This window comes from Priestia koreensis, from assembly GCF_022646885.1.
Classification (GTDB): domain Bacteria; phylum Bacillota; class Bacilli; order Bacillales; family Bacillaceae_H; genus Bacillus_AG; species Bacillus_AG koreensis_A.
In genome coordinates this window covers 1,076,989-1,097,184 of record NZ_CP061868.1, presented here as the reverse complement: position 1 = coordinate 1,097,184, position 20,196 = coordinate 1,076,989, and the positions used below count along the sequence as shown (strand labels likewise).

Here is a 20,196-nt window from a genome sequence, read left to right as displayed (position 1 = left end):
CACTCAAGTTGACACGATTCTTTCGAAATTTTTAAATAATTTAACGGAAAACGACACTTTTTCTCCACTCTCGGTAAAAACATCATTTCATTTACTAAAACTTACTATTCATATAGAATGAAATAATCCAACATTCCTAGAGGGTTTCCACAATTTTGAGTGGAATTTAGTATAGATGCACCCATAGGTAAACTGTTATACTCATCTATGCACGATCAAATAAATAACAAGAAATAATTAAAAAATTTAGGATGCTAGGTTGGTTATTGTAATGACAAAGAAATACTCAAGACGCGTCTTTTTAAAAGGATTATTATCGATTGGTATTGGCTCCTTGCTTACTACAAGTCTTGGCTATGCCTATGCAAGATACATAGAACCTCGACAGTTGCAGGTGACGACCAAAAATATGACGTTTGCTAACCTTCCTAAAGGGTTTGATGGCGTTAAAATTCTGCAATTCAGCGATATTCATTTAGGGTTGACTTATGACCTTTCAATGCTGAGTCGTCTTGTAGATAAAATTAACGCGCTAGATCCGGATATTGTGTTGTTTACAGGGGATTTGATGGATATTCCAAATCAATATCCATATACAAAATTAATTCCACCTATTTTAAAGCGGATCCAAGCGCCTCTAGGGAAATTTGCTAGCTATGGAAACCACGACCACGGAGGTTATGGAACAGATATTTACAGAAAAGCTATTGAAGATTCTGGCTTTCAACTACTTCGCAATGAAACGGTAAAGGTCAGCCTCATTGATCAATCGTTTATTACGATTAGTGGCTTAGACGATATCATGTTAGGACAGCCTGATTATCACAAAACATTCGGGACATTGGGGAAAGACTATTTTTCATTGGCGATGGTTCACGAGCCTGATGTGGCTAAAAAAGTAGCGGCATATAACGTGGACCTTCAGCTATCTGGACATACGCACGGTGGACAGATTCAAATTCCATTTTATGGACCGCTCTATACGCCTCCTTATGGACGCAAATATGAAGAAGGCACCTTTGAAATTGGGCCTTCTAAAATGGCACTCTATGTTAATCGCGGTCTTGGCACAACTAGGCTTCCTTTTCGATTTTTAGCCAAGCCTGAAATTACACTTTTTGTCTTAAATCACTAAAAAACGCGAGACCAATGGTCTCGCGTTTTTTTTATTTCTCTTCCTTGTGTTGTAAAAATGGCCACCAGTTTGCCTTGCCGAAAATCTTCACCATACTTGGTACGAAGAATGGTAAAAGTAGCAGTGCATATAGCAACAGCCCGGTTAGCACTAGTGTCGCAATTTGAAGAAGCGACAGGACGCCCGATGGAAGCATGGCTGCAAATGTACCAGCCAAAATAATGGCCGCTGATAAAATAACGGTGCCCATATTTTTCATTGATAGAATAATCGCTTCTTCTACTTTATGTTCGCGATATTCATTAAAACGGTCCATAAGGAAAATGGAGTAATCCACTCCTAATGCCATCAGTAGAACAAATCCGAAAAACGGAACGGCCCAGTTCACGCCTGGATAGTCTAAAATATCCACGAAAATAACCTCGGTCATCGCAGCTGACGTATAGTACGTTAACAGCAAGGATGCGATAATGTACGCCGGCATAATGAGCGAGCGTAGTAAAATAATGAGGATTAACGCTATCCCAATTAACATAAAGGTAACGGTTTTTGAATAATCAGCATCTGATATTTGCTTTAAATCTGCAAAAATACTGGAAACACCTGAAATACCAAACGTTGCGTTTTCAAGTTTTGTGTCATTCATCCCGCGCTTTACAGCATCTTCAACTTCTTGAATGTTGGTTAAGGCTTTGTTTGAGTATGGATTTACCTTCAGCACCACATCAATCGTTGTCACTTTTCGATCAGTAGACATATACACGTCTAAAATTTGCTGAAACTCTTTGTTCTTTAACGCATCTTTCGGTAAGTACCAGCCCGTCATGTCTTTATCCTGTGACTTCGCCAGTTCGGCCAAGTAGCTTGTGGCAGAATCTAAACCTCCACTTACTTTGGTTAGGCCTGTTACGCTTTGATCGAGTCCGTTTGTTAGCTCCCCAATTTTACTTACAAACGTCCCAACGCCTGTTTCAAGCTGCATTTGACCTTCTGCAAGCTTTCCTAAACCTGTCGACATTTCTGGTAGCTTTGAAATAATTTGTGACTGTCCGTCAGCCGCTTTTCCAATGCCTGTTTCAAGCTGGGTAATGCCCGTAATTAATTGATCGATTCCTGCTCCAAATGCTTGCTGACCTTGCACAACTTTTGATAAATTTGTATTGGCCGTTGCAAGTCCTTTTGACGCCCCTTGAAGATTTGTATTGAGCGTTTGTAAGCCTTTATTTAATTCAGTAGCGCCTCCACTCAACTTCCCAACTTGCTGCTGAAGGGCACCATAATCTCTCATAAAATTGGTATTGCTCTGAACGTCAGGATACTTCTGAGGGAGAAGCCCCATTTGTGTATTAATAGCCGCAAGGCCTTCGCTAATCGAGGAAAGATTCTTCTGAACTTCTCCGTATCCTACCGATAACTCACCAAGTCCTCCTTGCAGCGTTTGATAGCCTTTTAAAAGCTCGCTGTTCGCATTGGCTAGTTTAACCGCATTTTTCTTCACTTCTTGAAGACCTTTTTTCGCCTCACCTGCGCCTAACGTTCCTTTACGAAGTCCTTCTTCAATCGTCGTTAAGCCACTTTGAACCTGTGTCACACCTGTTTTAATTCCGTTGGTGCCTTCTACAAGCTTCGTAATGCTTCCAGTTGCTTCTTTCATTTGAGGTGTTGATTTTGTTAAATTCGTAGAAGCTTCTTTAAGCCCATCCCGAATTTTAATAATCCCATTGTTTCCTTGACCTAAGCCTTTATTGAGCTGATCGACTTGATTACTAACATATAAATCTTCTAAATCATCGCCGACTGGTCGAGTGGCACTTCTTACTTTATCCACGACTTTTACTTTATCTAACTCACGGTTAATTTTTTCAATAATGGTTAAGTACTCACGATTATCCATGCGTTCATCGTTTTCAATCACGATCTTCGCCGGAAGTGATTCACCAGGACCAAAACTATCAGAAATTAAATTAAATCCTTTTACAGATTCATAGCTATCGCCAATTTCGTCCAATGAGTTAAACGAAAGCTTTCCATCATATTTCCATAATAGCGGCGCTAGTACAGCAGCTAGGATAAGAAGTACAATGAACGGTCGTTTAATAGACAGATTCCCTGCCCAGCCCCATAGACGGCTTTGAGAATGACCCATTGATCCCTTCATCGGCCAAAATAGTTTTTTACCTAACACCACCATAAAGAATGGAACCACTGTCCATAAAGCGAGTAAAAGAACGGCAACCCCAATCGCAACAGCAGATGCTGATTGATATAATTTAAACGTAGCAAGCCCAATAGAAGCAAAGCCCACTAATACAGCTAAGCCACTAAATAGAACCGTTCTTCCTGCGGTTTTATATGTCGCAGCAATGGCATCTAATGGATCCTCGTAGTTCACCATTTCTTCTTTAAAGCGACTTAGGAGTAGAATACAGTAGTCTGTTCCAATCCCAAACAAAATGGCCACGAGGAAAATTTGAGTAAAGTTTGAAAGTGGAAAATCAAAATAATCTACTAAATAGGCGACAATTGATTGGCTAATAATATATGTAAAACCAACCGTAATTAATGGAATGATCGGTGCCACGACAGAGCGGAACACGATTATTAACACCGCTAAAATGAAGACAAGCGTAATAATCTCCGTTTTCTTCAGCCCTTCTTGAGAACTTACAACGACATCTTCATCAATTAAATTACTTCCTGTCATATGTGCTTCTACAGCACTTTTATCCACGACTTTTTGAAGACTTTTACGAACATCCCCAATTTCCTTCCCTGTCATATCCACCGTTAACAGAGCTAAAATAGTTTTGTTGTCTTTTGATACAAGCTGGTTTTTCAAATCAGCTTGCTCAAAGTGAGTCGTTACTTCTGTGATACCTAGTTGTTTCTTCTGATCTTTAAATTGTTCAATGTTATGTTTAATTTGTTCGAGCTCTTGCTGATCTAACTTTTTCTTGTCGTGATAAACAACGACAATGGATGCTTCATTCTCATTTTCACCACTTTTTTTGTCTAGAATTTCATTGGCGAGTGAAGAAGAATAGCCTGATGGAACACCAATCTGTCCTTTCTCCCGCACTAAGTTTTCCATATTAGGCGCTAAAAGCGATAAAACAACAGCTCCTACAATCCAAACTGCTAGCAATACCCACCGTAACTTAATAATGGCCTTCATAGCTGCTCCTCTCCGTGCATCCGTTTAATGATGGTCGTAATTTTTTCATACGTATGGATGAATTTTTCTACTTCCTCGTCATCTAGTTCCTGTAGATACGAAGCGACCATCTGCTCAATCGCTCCCTCACCCTGCTCATAAACCTCATCACCTTTTGACGTAGTCGTGAGCCAAATGCTACGTCGATCTTGTTCATCTTGAACTCTTTTCACATAATCCTTTGCAACGAGTCGATCGACCATTGCGGTAATCGCACTGCGATTTACTCCACAAATGTCCGCTAGTTCAGACGAGCGGCATTTTCCTCGCTGTTTCAGCGAACGCAGTACGTTGTATTGCTCCATCGTCATATTTTCGGGTAGCTTTTCAGCAACAATAGATGATACTTGCCTAAGCGCGAAAATATGCACATCTTCGTAGCGCTTAATCAGCGCCTTTAGTTTTTCTTTTTCCATTTAGTTCACTCCTTGAACTATTCACTACATAAACTATATAAAGAGAGACGTGCTTTCGTCAACCTATTTCTTTCTAAACGGGAATTTTTCTTATAGGGCAGGCTCAATCCTCTTCCACCTTCCATACACTATTAAGACAAAGCATAAGGAGGTTTGTACATGTATTATTCATATATTCCCTATCCCGCATATGATCCTTACCGTTCAATTGCTTCGGAAGATGAACGTTTTTTCTTCGGACTTCCATTAGTTGCTGGATTAGCTGGCGGTCTTCTAGGTGGGCTGACAGTTGGCGCGATTGCTCGTCCTCCGTACCCAGGCTGTTGCCCTCCGTTCCCTCCTCCGTATCCTGTTCCTTACGGAGGCTATCCAGGCGCTTTCGGCGGATACCCTGGAGGAGCAGGTATTCCTGGAGGTTTTGGTGGCTATCCAACTGGAAATATTAACGCTGGAATCGGGAACTTCCCTTCCCAAATGGCTATTCCTGCGTCTCCTTCTACGGGAGGAGCTCCTGTTTACAATACGTATTATTCGTCCCCGACGATGCAGCCAATGCAACCGATGCAATCCATGCAACCGATGCAGCCATCTAAATAGCTTCACCACAAATAGGACGTCTAAAAGACGTCCATTCTCTTTTCTACGATTAAATTACATATGAGCACCACGTTTGAAAAAGGACTTATCTTGTCCTCCGTTATAAAATCATTTTGTTATTCTTGAAATGAGTTCTTTTCCATAAGATAGATCATGTGAACGATTTTTAGTATCACCAAAAGTACTCTTGGTGATCGATGAAAAGAGGTGTTCAAGTGTACCATATCGTAAAATCTGGTGAAACGCTTTATTCAATCTCACTGGATTATCGCATTCCTTATGACATGCTCTTGAGTGCAAATCCAACTGTAAACCCTGACAGAATTGTAGTGGGGCAGCCAATTTATATTCCTGGACTTCCGCCGAAGGAAAGCATCCCCTATTCCATTTACGTTTATTTAAAGGAAAAGCGACTGTTGCTTATTCATGATGGGAAACTGATGAAAAGCTATCCGATTGCCGTTGGAAAAATGTTGAGCTCGACTCCACCTGGAAATTATGTGATTGTAAACAGGCAACCTGATCCTGGTGGTCCATTTGGTGAGATGTGGCTGAGTCTCTCGAAATATCACTACGGTATTCATGGGACCAATAATCCTTCTTCCATCGGAAAAGCGGTTTCTATGGGATGTATACGCATGTATAACAAAGATGTTCTCGAGCTTTCATCGCTCGTTCCGAATGGAACTGGTGTCTATATTCTTCCACACAAATAACGCCCTTCCTCATTCCTGCAAAATACTGCTCGCTGGCTTATAGGCGAGCAATTCTTTATTATCTAAAAAGCCTCCTCTAAAAGGAAATAAACGGCTCCTCTTTTACTTACAGTTGTCCCAAACTCAATGTTTGCAATTTGGACAAGAAAGGATATAATAAATAGAAAGTTTATCAAAGGAGGAACACCATGCCTCATCATACAGATCAATCAAAACCAGCACATATGAAGGTTGATGATCTTGCTCAAGCTATTTTCACTGTAAATCGTCATGCAAAGGCGGCTCCAGATCCTAAAATGCTGTACACCCTTAAGAAGCTTGCACTCGAAAAATTGATTTCGGAAGGAAAAGCAAAAAAGGAAGGACTGCACTTTTCGAAAAACCCTGGGAAAAGCCAGCAAAAATCAGATGTTTTAGTGGCTGTCGGTAACTATTACTTTCATATTCCCCCTAAAAAGGAAGACTTCCAAACGCTGTCACATCTTGGAGAGTTGGATATGAACTATCGAAACCCTAAAACAACGATGTCGCTTTCAACCGCAAAGCGCTTGCTTTCACAATATACCAACTACTCATTAACGCCTCCTCAATCTTCTATGAATACACGTCGTAAAACCGCTCCCATCTTTAAACCTCTGGGAAAAAGCTATTTTTAACTTTCTACCATTGTGTCACTAATAAGGGCTGAGCTAGAGGAGCTTTGTACGTTTAATAAACGCCTCATACAAATAGTATGAGGCGTTTTTGTGTACTTTTATAAAATTAGCGCGTCAATTTGCTCAATAAGGCGCTTGATTTCAGGCTTACTAACCTGCGCACTCGCTCCAACCATTTGTCCCTTATGTTGGAGATCCTCTGTAATAAGGGAAGAAAAAACAATGACCGGTAAAATCGATAGCTTATCGTTTTCCTTAATACGTTTCGTCAAATGATGGCCGTCCATTTGGGGCATTTCGATGTCGGTAATCACAAGCTGTACTTGATCTTCAATCGCCTTGTTGCCTGCCACAATGGATTCTAAATAAGCCAGCGCATCTTGACCGTTTTCGAAAAACTCCGTAATGACGTAGCCCGCTTCTTCTAACGTATCGCCAATTAAACGACGCAATAAGGGTGAATCTTCTGCAATCACAATTCGCTTATTGGAACGCTTTCGTTCACCAAGCTTTTTGACGGAGCTCACGTCGATTCCAAAATCGGGATTAACATCCGTAATGAGTTTTTCAAAATCAAGCAACAAGATCAGCTCTTGTTCCATTTTAACGACTCCTGTAATTTGTGTTTCAAGACCTTGATATAAATCCGAAGGCTTTTCGATTTGCTTCCATGACAAGCGATGGATTTTTGTCACATTATGAACATGAAACACAATTTTTTGCTGATTGAACTCTGTCACAATAAACTTATCCTTCTCAGGCGTATCAGATGGCGGAAGTTTGAGGGCCTTCGCAATATCAACGATTGGTAAAACCTCACCGCGGAGCTCAATGATTCCTTCCACATACGGATGCGAATTCGGAACCGGATTAATCGTTACAGGATTAATAATTTCTCTCACTTTAATCACGTTAATGCCAAAACGAATATGCCGAACTCCAAACTCCACAATCTCAATTTCATTTGTACCGCTTTCTAGTAAAATCCCTGTGTCTTTGTACATCCAATTTCGCCCTTCCATGTTAAAGTTTGTATATTAATTATATAGTTACTAGTATTAATTTCATAGAATAATTGTGCAAACCTCCCTCCATTTTCTTATTTTTGGACGGTTTCGTACCTCGTCTTTAAATGCACCCACAATCCAATCCCTGCAAGTAGCAGTAGAGATGCTAAGGCAATTCGACTTGCAAGCGCCCCGTAGTCTTTTAATGCCCATGTGATGGTTCCATATAGCAATGGACCTACAATCGCTGACAGCTTTCCTGAAAAAGCAAACAAACCAAAGAACTGTCCTCTTTTATTTTCAGGTGATAACTCGATAATAAATGTTCTCGTAGCAACCCACATAGATCCTAACGAAACGCCAAATAACGATCCTGCCACCCAGAACATCGGGACACCGTTTGCGGTAACGGCGAAAATGAGGGCGACTACCAAAATGACACCAACCATTGTAACCGCATGTCGAGAAGTGAATTTTTTGACCACATACCCGAATACAAAAGCCCCAATAATACTTGCGACCGTTGAGATTAAATACAAAAGAATAAAGCCACTCGTTGTAAATCCTATAACGGCTTTTGCATAGACGGCCATCATCGCAATCGCAGTAGCAATCGCATCGTTAATAAAGAAATACGTAATCATAAATAAAAAAATAGAACGAAAAGCGCGCATTTCTTGAAATGTTTGATAAATCTCTTTATAACCGCTAAAAAAAGATTGCTTCTCTTTTACATCGACATGTTGAGGGGGTTCCTTTACCAAAAATATAATCGGCAACGAAAAAAGAAGATATAAAATGGCCGTCGGAATAAACGCACGGTGAAAATCATGATCTCCGACAAAGAAGTAAACGCTCAATCCTACGAGCGTGCCAAAATACCCGATCGCTACTCCAAAACCTGAGATGAGAGGCATTTGTTCCTTTGAACCTAAATCTGGCATCATGCTGTCATAGAACACGAGACTTGATTGAAAGAAAAATTTCGCCAACACAAACAAAATAACGACGAGTATTAACGAGAGCGGTAACGTTGTCGCATGATCCCACTGCTTCTGATATGCTGCTACTCCCATTCCGAACGTACAAATAATCGATCCTAGTGCAAAATAAACAAGCGGCTTTTTCTTTCGCTTCGTGCGGTCAATCATCGTCCCGTATAGCGGTGAGAAAATCACTAAAAATACGCTAGCTAACGCATTGGCATACGAAATGAACGTACTCGCTAGCTGCTTCATCGCCTCACTGCTACCGACCGTTTCCTCTAGATAAAAAGGGAAAAAAATCGTAGAAATATTGGAAGAGAAAATTGTATTTGCAAAATCATAGAGTGCCCATGAAACAATTGGAAGTGTGAGATAAACAGGTAACGTAATGAACTTTTTCTTAGACGGGAGCATGTTCTTTTCGAGCTTACTCATATGCATAACCTCCTTTTCTTTCTTCTATTTGATTTCCATTCGCAAAAGCAAAAACCTGTTTATTTACAAATAATTATGAAAAATTTTACGAATAACGATCTTCATCTTAACAAGTTTTTTCTTCTTTTCATGAAAACGAAACCAATATTATGCTTTCAAGGAATCAAGGGAATTTATATTTTTAAAGAGGGATTCATACGTCTAGACGAAGTGGAAAAAAACTCATATACTACGAGGTGAATTAAAATAAAACATATATAGAAGGTGGATATTTTCATGAAAGGCTCTGTTATTCTATTCTCTGAAGACCACGAAATGAAGATTTTAGAGGGAGTAGAAAAACCTATTTATGACAAGATTAAACAACAAGAAGCAGCTGAACACTGCTTTATTACACTTGATGAGCGCGAAATTGATTTAGGCTACGTATCGCCTGTTTACTGGCGAGAAGGCCAAATCGATATGGAATAAAGAAACAAAGGAAAAGGTCACGCTGTGTGCGTGACCTTTTTTTATAGCTTTGATCGCTTGCTAAAACGGAACCACCCCTTCTTCTTAAACCAAAGCGTCATTCCGATGGAGATAAGAACCATCACGGCGAGCACAATAAAGTAATTGTAGTGACCGCGTAGCTCAGGCATATTTGTAAAGTTCATTCCATAAAGCCCAGCTATAAAAGATAGTGGCATAAAGATCGTTGTAATTACCGTAAGAGTCATCATAATTGAGTTCATTCGATCCGAGTTGATCGAAATATAGTTATCTCGAATATCCGAAGTAAACTCTCGATTCGCTTCAATAAGCTCCGTGATTTTCAAGAGATGATCATAAATATCTTGAAAATAGATTTTCTGATCGTTTACGTGCGCAATGCGCTCTGAATTTAGAATTCGATAAAGCAAATCACGCATCGGCAAAACCGTTCGACGCATCTTAGACAAATCACTTCGAATATCAAATACTTCATCCATAATATCTGATACGGATGAATCAGAGTCCGTATCTTCCTCAATTTCGTTTAACCGGTCTTCAATTCGGTAGATGGGCGGAAAATAGTCATCTACTAGCTGATCCATTACCGCATGCAGGATCGTCATGGGACCTTGCTGAAGGGCTGTATCCTTTCGAACACGTGCCCACGTATTGTTTAGTCCCCGAACCGACTTTTTATGAAAGGTAACGATGTAGTTGCTGCCAACGAACACATCTACCTCTTCCGGTGATAGCGTTTTTTGATTCAAATAGTGCATCACAATAAACACATACTTATCAAAAAAATCCATTTTAGGACGCTGTACAAATTCTAAACAGTCCTCAATGGCTAACGGATGAAAGCGGAAATGTTTACTTAAAAGCTGAGATTCCTCGTTAGACGGCTGATCAAAATCTACCCAGTACCAAACAATGTCAGGCTTTTTCAAGGAACGAAGTGATAGATCGTATTTAATTACACCAGCTGTTGTTAACGCACATGTTCTAATCATATCTGCTCCTTTAAATCTTCGTTATGTATCTTTCGTGTGTACCCTTTTTTCATTTTTTTCAAACACCTAAAATTTTAACACATTGCGGTTAATCGTCATATATATGGGTAAATAACTAACAAGATGATTCGGAAGACATTCTAATTTGAAGGAGGTACATAGTCATGAGCTACTACAGAAAAAACGCGAATGACTTTTCCCGAAAGGATTTATATACACAAAGAGAGATTCAATACCAAAAAACAGCGAACGATTTACTAGATCATTTAAGCTACGTTTTCAATAAGGAACGCCTAACCTTTTTAATTGATGACGCATTAGATAAAGGCGATAAAGAAACGTTCATTCGATTAACAAACGAGTATAAAAAATTAGAAGAAGCGTAAGATGTGTCCCCGTTTTGGAACGAGTATCCGAAGCGGGGACACATTTTTTCTTTTGCATGCAAACGGTTGTGGTACAATAAGTGGGATATTGCAACGGAAGGATGACTGCTAATGGAACATTTAGTGAATAACCGAGTGAAACAGCTACAAATCTCAGGCATTCGTACCTTTTTTAATATGGTCTCTCAATATGAGGATGTCTTATCATTAACAATCGGACAGCCTGATTTTTTAACGCCAGATCATGTAAAAGAAGCAGGAAAACAGGCCATTGATCAAAACCTAACTTCTTATACACATAATGCTGGAACGATTGAACTGCGAAAAGCAGCGTCTCAGTTTATTCAACAAAAATACAACCTTACATACAATCCAGAAAATGAAGTTATTGTGACAGTTGGAGCAAGCCAAGCGATTGACATTGCTTTTCGAACCATTCTGGATGAAGGATCTGAAGTCATTTTACCAGGACCTGTATATCCTGGATATGAGCCGCTTATACGTCTAGCAGGAGCGACCCCTATTCATGTTGACACAACGGAAAATGGATTTCGCCTGACAGCTGACTTAATTGAGCCTTATTTAACAGAGGAAACGCGCTGTATCGTGTTACCATACCCATCAAATCCGACGGGCGTGACGCTCTCAAGCGAAGAGCTTCACGATATTGCGGCGCTATTAGAAGATCGAGATATATTTGTTCTATCAGATGAAATCTATAGCGAGCTTGTATTTAACGGCACTCATACATCCATCGCCACGATTCCATCTATGAGAGAGAAAACGATTGTCATTAATGGCTTATCCAAGTCTCATTCAATGACAGGATGGCGTATTGGTCTATTATTTGCGCCCTCTTATTTATCACAGCATATCTTAAAGGTTCATCAGTACAATGTAAGCTGTGCGTCATCTGTTTCTCAAGCGGCTGCATTAGAGGCGTTAACGAATGGCCAAGAAGATCCTCTTTATATGAAAGAGGCGTACATGGAGCGCATGAATTATGTGTATGACCGCCTTGTTAAAATGGGCTTTGAGGTTGAAAAACCTACGGGAGCGTTTTATATCTTTCCATCCATCCGTAAATTTAACCTCTCTTCGTTCGATTTTGCACTTATGCTCGTAAAAGAAGCGGGTGTTGCACTAGTACCAGGTAGCGCATTTTCAGCGCTCGGTGAAGGATATGTACGCTTATCTTACGCTTACTCGATGGAACTACTAAAGGAAGCGTTGGATCGTATAGAACGCTTTTTAAAAACGAAAAACCTTTTACCATGAACAAAAGACGAGCATTCGCTCGTCTTTTCTTATTTATATAACTCATACAATGCTTGCGTACCTTTGTCTCCCTTGCCTCGTGATGCAAGCGAATCATATAGTTTTTTAGCCTGCTGTAGACCTGGAACGTTCATGTTCATGGCTTCTGCCTCTTCTAAAGCAATTCCCATGTCTTTAATGAAATGTTTAATGTAAAAGCCTGGCTCAAAATCCCCTTTAATCATACGAGGAGCTAAATTGCTAAGTGACCAGCTTCCTGCTGCCCCAGATGAAATAGACTTCAGAACAGATTCAGGATTTAACCCTGCTTTTTCAGCATAAACGATTGCTTCACTTACTCCCATCATATTAGAGGCGATCGCAATTTGATTGCACATTTTCGTATGCTGACCTGCCCCTGCATCACCTTGTAAAATGACGTTACTGCCGAGCAACTCCAAAATCGGTTTGCACGCTTGGAATGCCTCCTCGTCTCCTCCTACCATAATCGTAAGCGTTGCTTCTCTTGCGCCTACGTCTCCTCCGGAAACAGGTGCATCTAATGAATACATGCCTTGTTCATTTGCTTTTTCATGAATTTGAACCGCAAGAGACGGTTTAGACGTTGTCATATCAATAAAATATGTACCCTTTTTGGCATGAGCGAGTAATCCATTTTCACCTAAGTATATTTCTTCTACATCTGATGGATAACCAACCATTGTAATAATGACGTCACTACTTTGTGCCACTTCTTTCGGCGTTTCGCACCACACCGCACCGCTCTCAATTAATTCTACTGCCTTTTCTTTTGTTCTTGTGTATACATGTACGTCATGTCCTGCATTCATTAAATGAGACGCCATGCTTTTCCCCATTACCCCCGTGCCGATAAATCCAACCGTTTGTTTGCCTGTCATATTTCTGCCTCCTCTGCATGTATGAAAAACATGCTTTTCTTTATCTTACCTGATGACTACCGTTTTAAAAAGAACTATCCCCTAAAATGCTTTCATTCCTCTGTATAGAAGAATAGAAGCAACACAAAATAAGCAAAGCGTCTACTCTTTGACTTTTGTTTTGATCTCCACTAGTTAATCCGTTTTTTACGATAACGTTTTAGGGTAGGAAAAGAGTTAGTGAATGCTTGTTACCTTCTGAGCATTATTCCTTGACATCCTTAGAAACGTTTATTAAAATTTGCATGTATCATTTACTTACAAAAAGTAATGAAGTGATTTAATGTAATCAATTGTATTTTTTTACCATATAATTTGGAGGGAATTTTTATGTCAAAAGATTTTTTCGAAGTCGTAAGCTCTCGTACATCTATTCGTGAATATGATCCATCTAAAAAACCGAGCAAACAAGATTTAACAGAAATTTTAGAAGCAACTGTGAAGTCTCCATCTGCGTGGAACCTACAACACTGGCACTTCATGGTCATTACAGATTCTAACGCTTTAGAGCGTCTTCTTCCAATCGCTTATAACCAACGTCAAGTCGTTGATTCTGGTGCTGTAATCGCTGTATTAGGTGATTTAGAAGCAAACAAAAACGTAGACGACGTATACAATCCACTTGTAGAAGCAGGACACATGACAAGCGAAGTTAAAGACATCCTTGCTGGTCAAATTAACGGCGCATACCAAAACGGCGTATTTGCTCGCGATGCAGCATACAGCAATTCTTCTCTAGCTGCTATGACGCTTATGCACGCTGCGAAAGCAAAAGGTTTTGACACATGTGCAATGGGTGGATTCAACGCTCAAAAATTCGTTGAAGAGTTTAAAGTTGAAGATCGTTTTGTTCCCGTTATGCTACTTTCTGTTGGAACAGCAGCAAAAGAAGCGCATGCTAGCGATCGTTTGCCATTAGATCAAGTAACAACTTGGATCTAATTCAAAAAGCTCCTTTAGGGAGCTTTTTTTATGGGCTAAAAATCACTCACCTGTGGGAGAATCCTTTATAATAGTGTTATCAAATCACGAAAGGCAGGTCCTGTGATGTATCAGAAAAAATGCTACGTATTTGATCAAAAAACACCTCGTATAGCTATCATTCGGAATTATACACCCTCAGATTTCTCATCTCTCATTCGTGTTCAACAAGAAGCCTTTCCTCCCCCTTTTCCGTCAGAATTATGGTGGTCAGAGGAACAGTTACACGAACACGTCACTCGCTTCCCAGAAGGCGCATTATGTGCCGAAATAGACGGCACAATTTGTGGATCGATTACAGGTCTACGTGTGAAAACTGATGATCACCCTCACACCTGGTCAGAAATTACCTCGGATGGTTTTATTACTAATCACACCAACAGTGGCCAAACCCTGTATATTGTCGACATTTGCGTATCACCAGCATATCGCAAGCTAGGCATTGGAAAACTGCTTATGTCGTCTATGTATGAAGTCGTTGTCCAGTTGAAAATAGATCGGCTCCTAGGAGGCGGACGAATACCTCACTATCACCGATATCAACATGAATTATCTCCTGAGCAATACTTAGATGGCATTCGATCAGGGCGTATTGCCGATCCGGTCATTACCTTTCTAATGCGCTGTGGACGCACCCCTGTAGGAATTGTTCCCCACTACATTGAAGACGAAGAATCGCTTCATCATGCTGTGTTAATGGAATGGAAAAATCCATTTTTATCCACATAAAAAAGGAGGGGCCCACTTTTTACAGTCGGCTCCTCCTTTTACATTTCAATCAGTTCCCATTCTAGATCTTTCTTATTTAGCACAAGCGTAGCTTGAAAGCTTCCTTTATGAGACGATTCTTCAAGATCATGCAGCATTTCTTCCATGTCAATATATTTACCGATCGTAAAAATCGGAATTTGAATATCTTTTCGTGTCTGCTGTACTTGCTTCAAATCCACTACTAGTCCATCATTCGCAAGCGTAAGCAACGTGTTTACTAGTACGAGTGGGACCGGCGGATACTCCAATTTCTTTTTTAAAAAAGTGAAGCGAGACTGCTTTGTCACAGACAGCTTCATCGGAATCACACGACTCACAATGTGATTCATATCATAAATATTTCGATAGTACGTTTTATTAAACCATCCGTCTTCACTGCTCAAATAAACGAATTGGTTATTTAACTTGTGACTAAATGCTGTACGTAGTGGTTTTTTATAGTGCCCTAAGTAAAGTAATGCAGCCAAGTCCTCATCGTGCAATAGTTCAAAAGATGATGGTTCATCAAAATCAACCCAGCAAAAATCACCGTACTTACTAACATCTTCTTCTACTAAGCGAGGAAGCTGTTCATTTTCTACATAATCTAAATGAACGCCAAAATCATAGTCACTTTCCTCATAACCATGTTTAAGAAGCAGGACATTTGCTAACGGAGTAGGGATCGAATGAAAAAATTCGCGAAATTCAATTCCGTGTGTAATGAAATATTGCTCATGCAAATTTCCGTTTATGTAAACAATGTCTCGCAGCGTATCTACTTTACTCAACCTTACTAACCACCTTTTCTGTCAATCACATACGAATGTCTGTCCAATGAATCTATTATAGTCCTTTCTTAACAAAAGAGAAACTAAAAAAGTGGAACAAATCTGAAATATTGATTTGTTCACTTGTTCACAAATATAATGGATATACTTACTTTAACATACAATAAACTCAACTGAAAGGAGCGATTCGATGGATATTCGACAGTTGCAATATTTCACAGAAGTGGCTCGTCAAAAAAGCTTTACGAAGGCGGCAGACGTTCTGCACGTTTCGCAGCCATCCTTAAGTAAAATGGTAAAAGTATTAGAAGATGAATTAGGCGTTACTTTAATTGACCGTTCGGCTCGACGCATTCAATTAACCGATGCTGGAGACATCGTCTATCATCAGGCAGAGAACGTTTTATCATCACTAAGAGACTTATCAAATTCTCTCTATGATCTCATGCATATTCAAAAAGGACGAATCAAGATCGGCATTCCCCCTATTATAGGATCGTTGTTTTTCCCGCACATTATGAAATCATTTCGACAAACATATCCAGATATTTCGATTCGGATGATTGAATTTGGTGCCAAACGAATGGAGAGGATTGTAGAGGAAGGAGAAGTAGATATCGGTGTTGTACTCTTACCTGTTAATGAGGAGTTATTTCGAACGATCCCGTTTGCGCGAGAAAAATTACAGGTCGCACTACCAAAGGATCACCATCTTGCACAGCATAAAAAAATCGCCTTTCATGAGCTAAAGGACGAATCGTTTATTTTATTTCATGAAGACTTTTCCATGCATGAAATGATTTATCGAGAATGTGTACAGGCAGGATTTAAGCCTACAATCGCTTATCAAAGTACACAGTGGGACTTTATTGCGGAAATGGTAGCAGCAAGCATGGGGATCGCATTGTTTCCACAGTCAATCTGTCAGAAGCTTGATCGTGATCAAATTCAGGTAGTGGATTTAGAAAACTCTATTCCTTGGGACCTTGCGATTATCATTCGAAAGGATCGCTACGTCTCATTTGCAACAAACGCCTTTATTGAGCATATTAAATCCGTTATTTAAGCCTTTTCATAACTTTAGCGAATAGGATGAATAACATTTATATATTTTACCAATAGAAGAGCCTGCGCTACACTTATGTATGTAACAGGTTATTACTTGTTGATATGCAACCCCATTTGCATAATCCAAAAGTTTCTCTTTTCCCACTTTTGAGTCGTCTTTTAAAGACGACTCTATTTAATAGAAGCACGATGCTTAGACGGTGGGGACCAATGCTAGTCAACCATTCCAATAATCTTTTTCTCAACATATTTACTTTTATGAAAAGGCGGTGAAAACTTGAAAACGTTATTCACATTATTTTTTCAAATCATTTTACTAACCGGAATTTTTATGGTTGGTCAAGAGTTCGTTCGCTGGCTTCATCTACCTGTTCCCGGAAGCGTCGTTGGTCTCTTTTTACTGCTGATCTTACTGCAAACAAAAGTCATCAAGTTAAAATGGATTGAAAAAGGTGGTAATTTGCTTGTTGCTGAGCTATTGCTTTTCTTTATTCCAGCAACAGTTGGTTTAATGAATTATACCGATGTATTAAAAAACTACGGCTGGCAAATTCTCTTGATTATCCTCATTAGTACAGCGCTTGTTATGGCGAGTACAGGAATGATAGCCGAATTGATTTTCAAACGTAAGGGAGATAGTACAACATGATTTCACTACTAGCCATTGTGCTTACACTTATTATTTATGTGATGGCTAAACGACTATACGTCCGCTTCAAATGGATTGTTTTTTCACCCATCATTCTCACACCATTGGTGATTATGTTTATTTTGAAAGGAACCCATATTTCATATGACTCCTACAAGAATAACGTTTCCATTATTAATTTATTGCTCGGGCCCGCAACGGTAGCATTCGCGATCCCTATGTATAAGTCGTTTCATCTGTTGAAGAAATATCGAATGGAAATTATTTTGAGCGTAACCGCAGGAACAGTAATTGCCGTATGTTCATCGCTTTTACTTGCCATTTTATTTCATCTACAGGATTTCCTCGTTCACAGCATTGTCCCGCGTTCGATTACGACCCCTATCGCAATGGATGTTTCGAAAACGCTTGGCGGTGATCCGAGCGTAACTGTTTTATTCGTCATCTTAACAGGTATTGCCGGTGCCACCATTGGACCGATTTTAATCCGCTTTTTAGCGCTTCGCTCCTCGATTGCAAAAGGACTGCTTATGGGCGTTGCAGCACACGGAACGGGAACAGCAAAGGCCTTTGAGTTTGGACAGCTAGAAGGTACCTTCTCAAGCCTTGCGATGATCAGTACAGCCATCATAACCATTATTTTATCGCAAACCTTTATTCCTCTCTTATTTCACATACTATAAAAAAAAGACGATCAAAAGATCGTCTTTTTTTGTTATCCAATGTGGAACGTAGCTTTTACGTAGTCTACTACTTCAGTTGTTGTAGACATTGCAAGAATTTTGTCAACATGTTGCTCAATTTCACCTTTAGATAGATGACGGATTTGAGAACGTGCTTTTAGAATAGATGATGCGCTCATAGAGAACTCATCTAGTCCAAGACCAAGTAGAATTGGAATTGCGATTTCGTCTCCAGCCATCTCTCCACACATGCCAACCCATTTGCCTTCTTTATGTGCAGCTAGAATAACCATATGCACTAAACGAAGGATTGCTGGGTTGTACGGTTGGTATAAATAAGATACGCGCTCATTCATACGATCCGCAGCCATTGTGTATTGAATTAAGTCATTTGTTCCGATTGAGAAGAAGTCCACTTCTTTTGCAAACTGATCTGCCATCACTGCAGAAGATGGAATTTCAACCATCATCCCTACTTCAATGTTTTCAGATACTGTTACACCTTGCTCTTGAAGTTTTGCTTTTTCTTCTAGTAAAATCGCTTTTGCCTGACGGAACTCGTCGACTGTTGCGATCATCGGGAACATTACTTTTAAGTTACCGTAGCTGCTAGCACGTAATAACGCACGAAGCTGTGTACGGAACATATCTTGCATTTCTAGGCATAGGCGAATTGCACGGAAGCCTAGGAATGGGTTCATTTCTTTTGGAAGATCTAAGTACGGAAGCTCTTTGTCTCCACCAATATCTAGTGTACGAACAACAACCGGTTTTCCTTCCATACGCTCAAGAACTGTCTTATACGCATCGAACTGCTCATCTTCCGTTGGAAGCGTATCGCGGCCCATGTATAAGAATTCTGTGCGGTATAAGCCAACTGCTTCTCCGCCGTTTTCTAATACACCTTTTACATCTTCAGGTGTACCGATATTAGCAGCAAGTTCTACGTGGTGGTCATCTGCTGAAACTGTACGTTCGTTTACAAGCTTCGCCCACTCCGCTTTTTGAACTTCATACGCAGCTTTTTTATCTTCGTATGATTTCACAACGTCTTCCGTTGGGTTAACAATAACATCTCCATCTAACCCATCAACGATGACAAGATCACCGTTTTGGATGTCAGCCATAACCGTTTTCGTTCCAACAACCGCTGGAATTTCCATTGAACGAGCCATGATTGCTGAGTGAGACGTACGTCCACCAATATCAGTTGTAAACCCTTTTACAAATTTACGATTTAATTGTGCTGTATCAGAAGGCGTTAAGTCTTCTGCAATCACAACTACCTCTTCTGAAATAAGACTAGGGTTTGAAATCGTTACGCCCAATAAATGAGATAATACACGTTTCGTTACGTCACGGATATCTGCTGCACGTTCTTTCATATATTCATTGTCCATAGACTCAAACATAGTGATGAACATACCAGACACTTCGTCTAATGCAGATTCTGCGTTTACGCTTTCAGATGTGATTTTATCTTTAATTGGATTGATCAGTTCAGGATCACTTAAAACTAGAAGGTGAGCAGCAAAAATATCTGCTTTATCCTGTCCTAGTTCTTTTCGTGCGTGCTCTTGAATTACTTCTAATTCTGATTTTGCTTTGGAAACAGCTTGGTCAAAACGAGAAACTTCTTGATTAACATCCGCTACTGATGTTTTTTCAACGGTTAGTACTGGATTTTCTAGGCGAAATGCTTTAGCAATGGCAATGCCGCTAGAAGCGGCAATGCCTTTGATGTTTTTAGTCATTATTACTCGCCTAAACCTTCTTTTTTCATTGTTTCTTCGATTGCAGCGATTGCTTCAACTTCATCAGAACCTTCAGCTGTTACACGGATTGTAGCGCCTTGTTGGATGCCTAAAGACATAACACCCATGATTGATTTTAAGTTAACTGTTTTCCCGTTGAATTCTAAGTTTACATCAGAATCAAATTTGCTTGCTGCTTGTACCAAAGTTGTTGCTGGACGTGCGTGGATTCCTGATTCACTTGTTACTTTAAATGTTTTTTCTGCCATTTT

General features: G+C 39.9%; 21 protein-coding genes. 12 read left to right on the top strand and 9 right to left on the bottom strand.

The window, feature by feature from the left end; translation table 11 throughout:
- The first annotated feature begins 271 nt into the window (after positions 1-271).
- Positions 272-1,135: a metallophosphoesterase gene (locus IE339_RS05395; RefSeq protein WP_242174259.1), complete on the top strand. Its 864-nt coding sequence runs from the start codon at positions 272-274 to the stop codon at positions 1,133-1,135.
- Between the two features lie 31 nt (positions 1,136-1,166).
- Here the strand turns inward: IE339_RS05395 and IE339_RS05390 are convergent, their stop codons facing one another.
- Complete coding sequence (locus IE339_RS05390) at positions 1,167-4,310, bottom strand: MMPL family transporter (RefSeq protein WP_242174256.1); 3,144 nt, start codon at positions 4,308-4,310, stop codon at positions 1,167-1,169.
- Positions 4,307-4,765, bottom strand: a complete 459-nt coding sequence (locus IE339_RS05385; protein ID WP_242174254.1) for a MarR family winged helix-turn-helix transcriptional regulator — start codon at positions 4,763-4,765, stop codon at positions 4,307-4,309. Before IE339_RS05385 ends, IE339_RS05390 begins: the two co-directional genes overlap by 4 nt.
- 159 nt (positions 4,766-4,924) lie before the next feature.
- On the opposite strand from IE339_RS05385, the gene IE339_RS24790 reads away from it, so the two are divergent.
- From IE339_RS24790 to IE339_RS05370, 3 genes are all read left to right on the top strand, one after another.
- Positions 4,925-5,362: a hypothetical protein gene (locus IE339_RS24790; protein ID WP_431522780.1), complete on the top strand. Its 438-nt coding sequence runs from the start codon at positions 4,925-4,927 to the stop codon at positions 5,360-5,362.
- A gap of 197 nt (positions 5,363-5,559) precedes the next feature.
- Complete coding sequence (locus IE339_RS05375; RefSeq protein WP_242174251.1) at positions 5,560-6,078, top strand: L,D-transpeptidase family protein; 519 nt, start codon at positions 5,560-5,562, stop codon at positions 6,076-6,078.
- Positions 6,079-6,266: 188 nt separating this feature from the next.
- Positions 6,267-6,734, top strand: a complete 468-nt coding sequence (locus IE339_RS05370; protein WP_083446379.1) for a YkyB family protein — start codon at positions 6,267-6,269, stop codon at positions 6,732-6,734.
- Positions 6,735-6,832: 98 nt separating this feature from the next.
- On the opposite strand, the gene IE339_RS05365 is transcribed toward IE339_RS05370, so the two are convergent.
- A complete protein-coding gene (locus IE339_RS05365) occupies positions 6,833-7,738 on the bottom strand; it encodes a chemotaxis protein (protein WP_242174249.1) in 906 nt (301 codons plus the stop codon).
- A 95-nt stretch (positions 7,739-7,833) separates the two neighbouring features.
- Positions 7,834-9,162 (bottom strand): MFS transporter, encoded by a 1,329-nt coding sequence (locus IE339_RS05360; protein WP_242174247.1) that lies wholly within the window; start codon positions 9,160-9,162, stop codon positions 7,834-7,836.
- 276 nt (positions 9,163-9,438) lie between these two features.
- Between IE339_RS05360 and IE339_RS05355 the strand changes: the two genes are divergently transcribed.
- Complete coding sequence (locus IE339_RS05355) at positions 9,439-9,633, top strand: hypothetical protein (protein ID WP_242174245.1); 195 nt, start codon at positions 9,439-9,441, stop codon at positions 9,631-9,633.
- 41 nt (positions 9,634-9,674) lie between these two features.
- Here the strand turns inward: IE339_RS05355 and corA are convergent, their stop codons facing one another.
- Positions 9,675-10,646, bottom strand: a complete 972-nt coding sequence (corA, locus tag IE339_RS05350; protein WP_242174243.1) for a magnesium/cobalt transporter CorA — start codon at positions 10,644-10,646, stop codon at positions 9,675-9,677.
- Positions 10,647-10,810: 164 nt separating this feature from the next.
- On the opposite strand from corA, the gene IE339_RS05345 reads away from it, so the two are divergent.
- Together IE339_RS05345 and IE339_RS05340 are read left to right on the top strand one after the other, a co-directional pair.
- Positions 10,811-11,032, top strand: a complete 222-nt coding sequence (locus IE339_RS05345) for an IDEAL domain-containing protein (RefSeq protein WP_242174241.1) — start codon at positions 10,811-10,813, stop codon at positions 11,030-11,032.
- Between the two features lie 111 nt (positions 11,033-11,143).
- Entirely contained in the window at positions 11,144-12,310 is a 1,167-nt protein-coding gene (locus IE339_RS05340; RefSeq protein WP_242174239.1) for an aminotransferase A, read from the top strand.
- A 29-nt stretch (positions 12,311-12,339) separates the two neighbouring features.
- Here the strand turns inward: IE339_RS05340 and IE339_RS05335 are convergent, their stop codons facing one another.
- The gene (locus IE339_RS05335) at positions 12,340-13,209 is read right to left on the bottom strand and encodes an NAD(P)-dependent oxidoreductase (protein ID WP_242174237.1); all 870 of its coding nucleotides are present in this window, start codon (positions 13,207-13,209) and stop codon (positions 12,340-12,342) included.
- Between the two features lie 369 nt (positions 13,210-13,578).
- Here IE339_RS05335 and IE339_RS05330 point away from each other — a divergent pair, with 369 nt between their 5' ends.
- Both IE339_RS05330 and IE339_RS05325 read left to right on the top strand, forming a co-directional pair.
- On the top strand, positions 13,579-14,190 hold the full coding sequence (locus tag IE339_RS05330) for a nitroreductase family protein (protein ID WP_242174235.1): 612 nt from the start codon (positions 13,579-13,581) through the stop codon (positions 14,188-14,190).
- Between the two features lie 105 nt (positions 14,191-14,295).
- A complete protein-coding gene (locus tag IE339_RS05325; RefSeq protein ID WP_242174233.1) occupies positions 14,296-14,958 on the top strand; it encodes a GNAT family N-acetyltransferase in 663 nt (220 codons plus the stop codon).
- A 38-nt stretch (positions 14,959-14,996) separates the two neighbouring features.
- Here IE339_RS05325 and IE339_RS05320 read toward each other — a convergent pair whose 3' ends face one another.
- Entirely contained in the window at positions 14,997-15,770 is a 774-nt protein-coding gene (locus tag IE339_RS05320) for a peptide ABC transporter permease (RefSeq protein ID WP_242174231.1), read from the bottom strand.
- A 190-nt stretch (positions 15,771-15,960) separates the two neighbouring features.
- Between IE339_RS05320 and IE339_RS05315 the strand changes: the two genes are divergently transcribed.
- The 3 genes from IE339_RS05315 (at position 15,961) to IE339_RS05305 (ending at position 18,170) form a co-directional block, all read left to right on the top strand.
- Complete coding sequence (locus tag IE339_RS05315; protein ID WP_053399708.1) at positions 15,961-16,836, top strand: LysR family transcriptional regulator; 876 nt, start codon at positions 15,961-15,963, stop codon at positions 16,834-16,836.
- Between the two features lie 279 nt (positions 16,837-17,115).
- Positions 17,116-17,487 (top strand): CidA/LrgA family protein, encoded by a 372-nt coding sequence (locus IE339_RS05310; protein WP_242174229.1) that lies wholly within the window; start codon positions 17,116-17,118, stop codon positions 17,485-17,487.
- Positions 17,484-18,170 carry an LrgB family protein gene (locus IE339_RS05305; RefSeq protein WP_242174227.1) on the top strand — a complete coding sequence of 229 codons (687 nt, stop codon included), beginning with the start codon at positions 17,484-17,486 and terminating at the stop codon, positions 18,168-18,170. The genes IE339_RS05310 and IE339_RS05305 overlap by 4 nt, the downstream gene beginning before the upstream one ends.
- Before the next feature lie 32 nt (positions 18,171-18,202).
- Here the strand turns inward: IE339_RS05305 and ptsP are convergent, their stop codons facing one another.
- Positions 18,203-19,924, bottom strand: coding sequence for a phosphoenolpyruvate--protein phosphotransferase (gene ptsP, locus IE339_RS05300; protein WP_242174225.1), 1,722 nt, complete (start codon positions 19,922-19,924; stop codon positions 18,203-18,205).
- A gap of 2 nt (positions 19,925-19,926) precedes the next feature.
- On the bottom strand, positions 19,927-20,193 hold the full coding sequence (locus IE339_RS05295; RefSeq protein WP_053399704.1) for a phosphocarrier protein HPr: 267 nt from the start codon (positions 20,191-20,193) through the stop codon (positions 19,927-19,929).
- Positions 20,194-20,196: the final 3 nt, after the last annotated feature.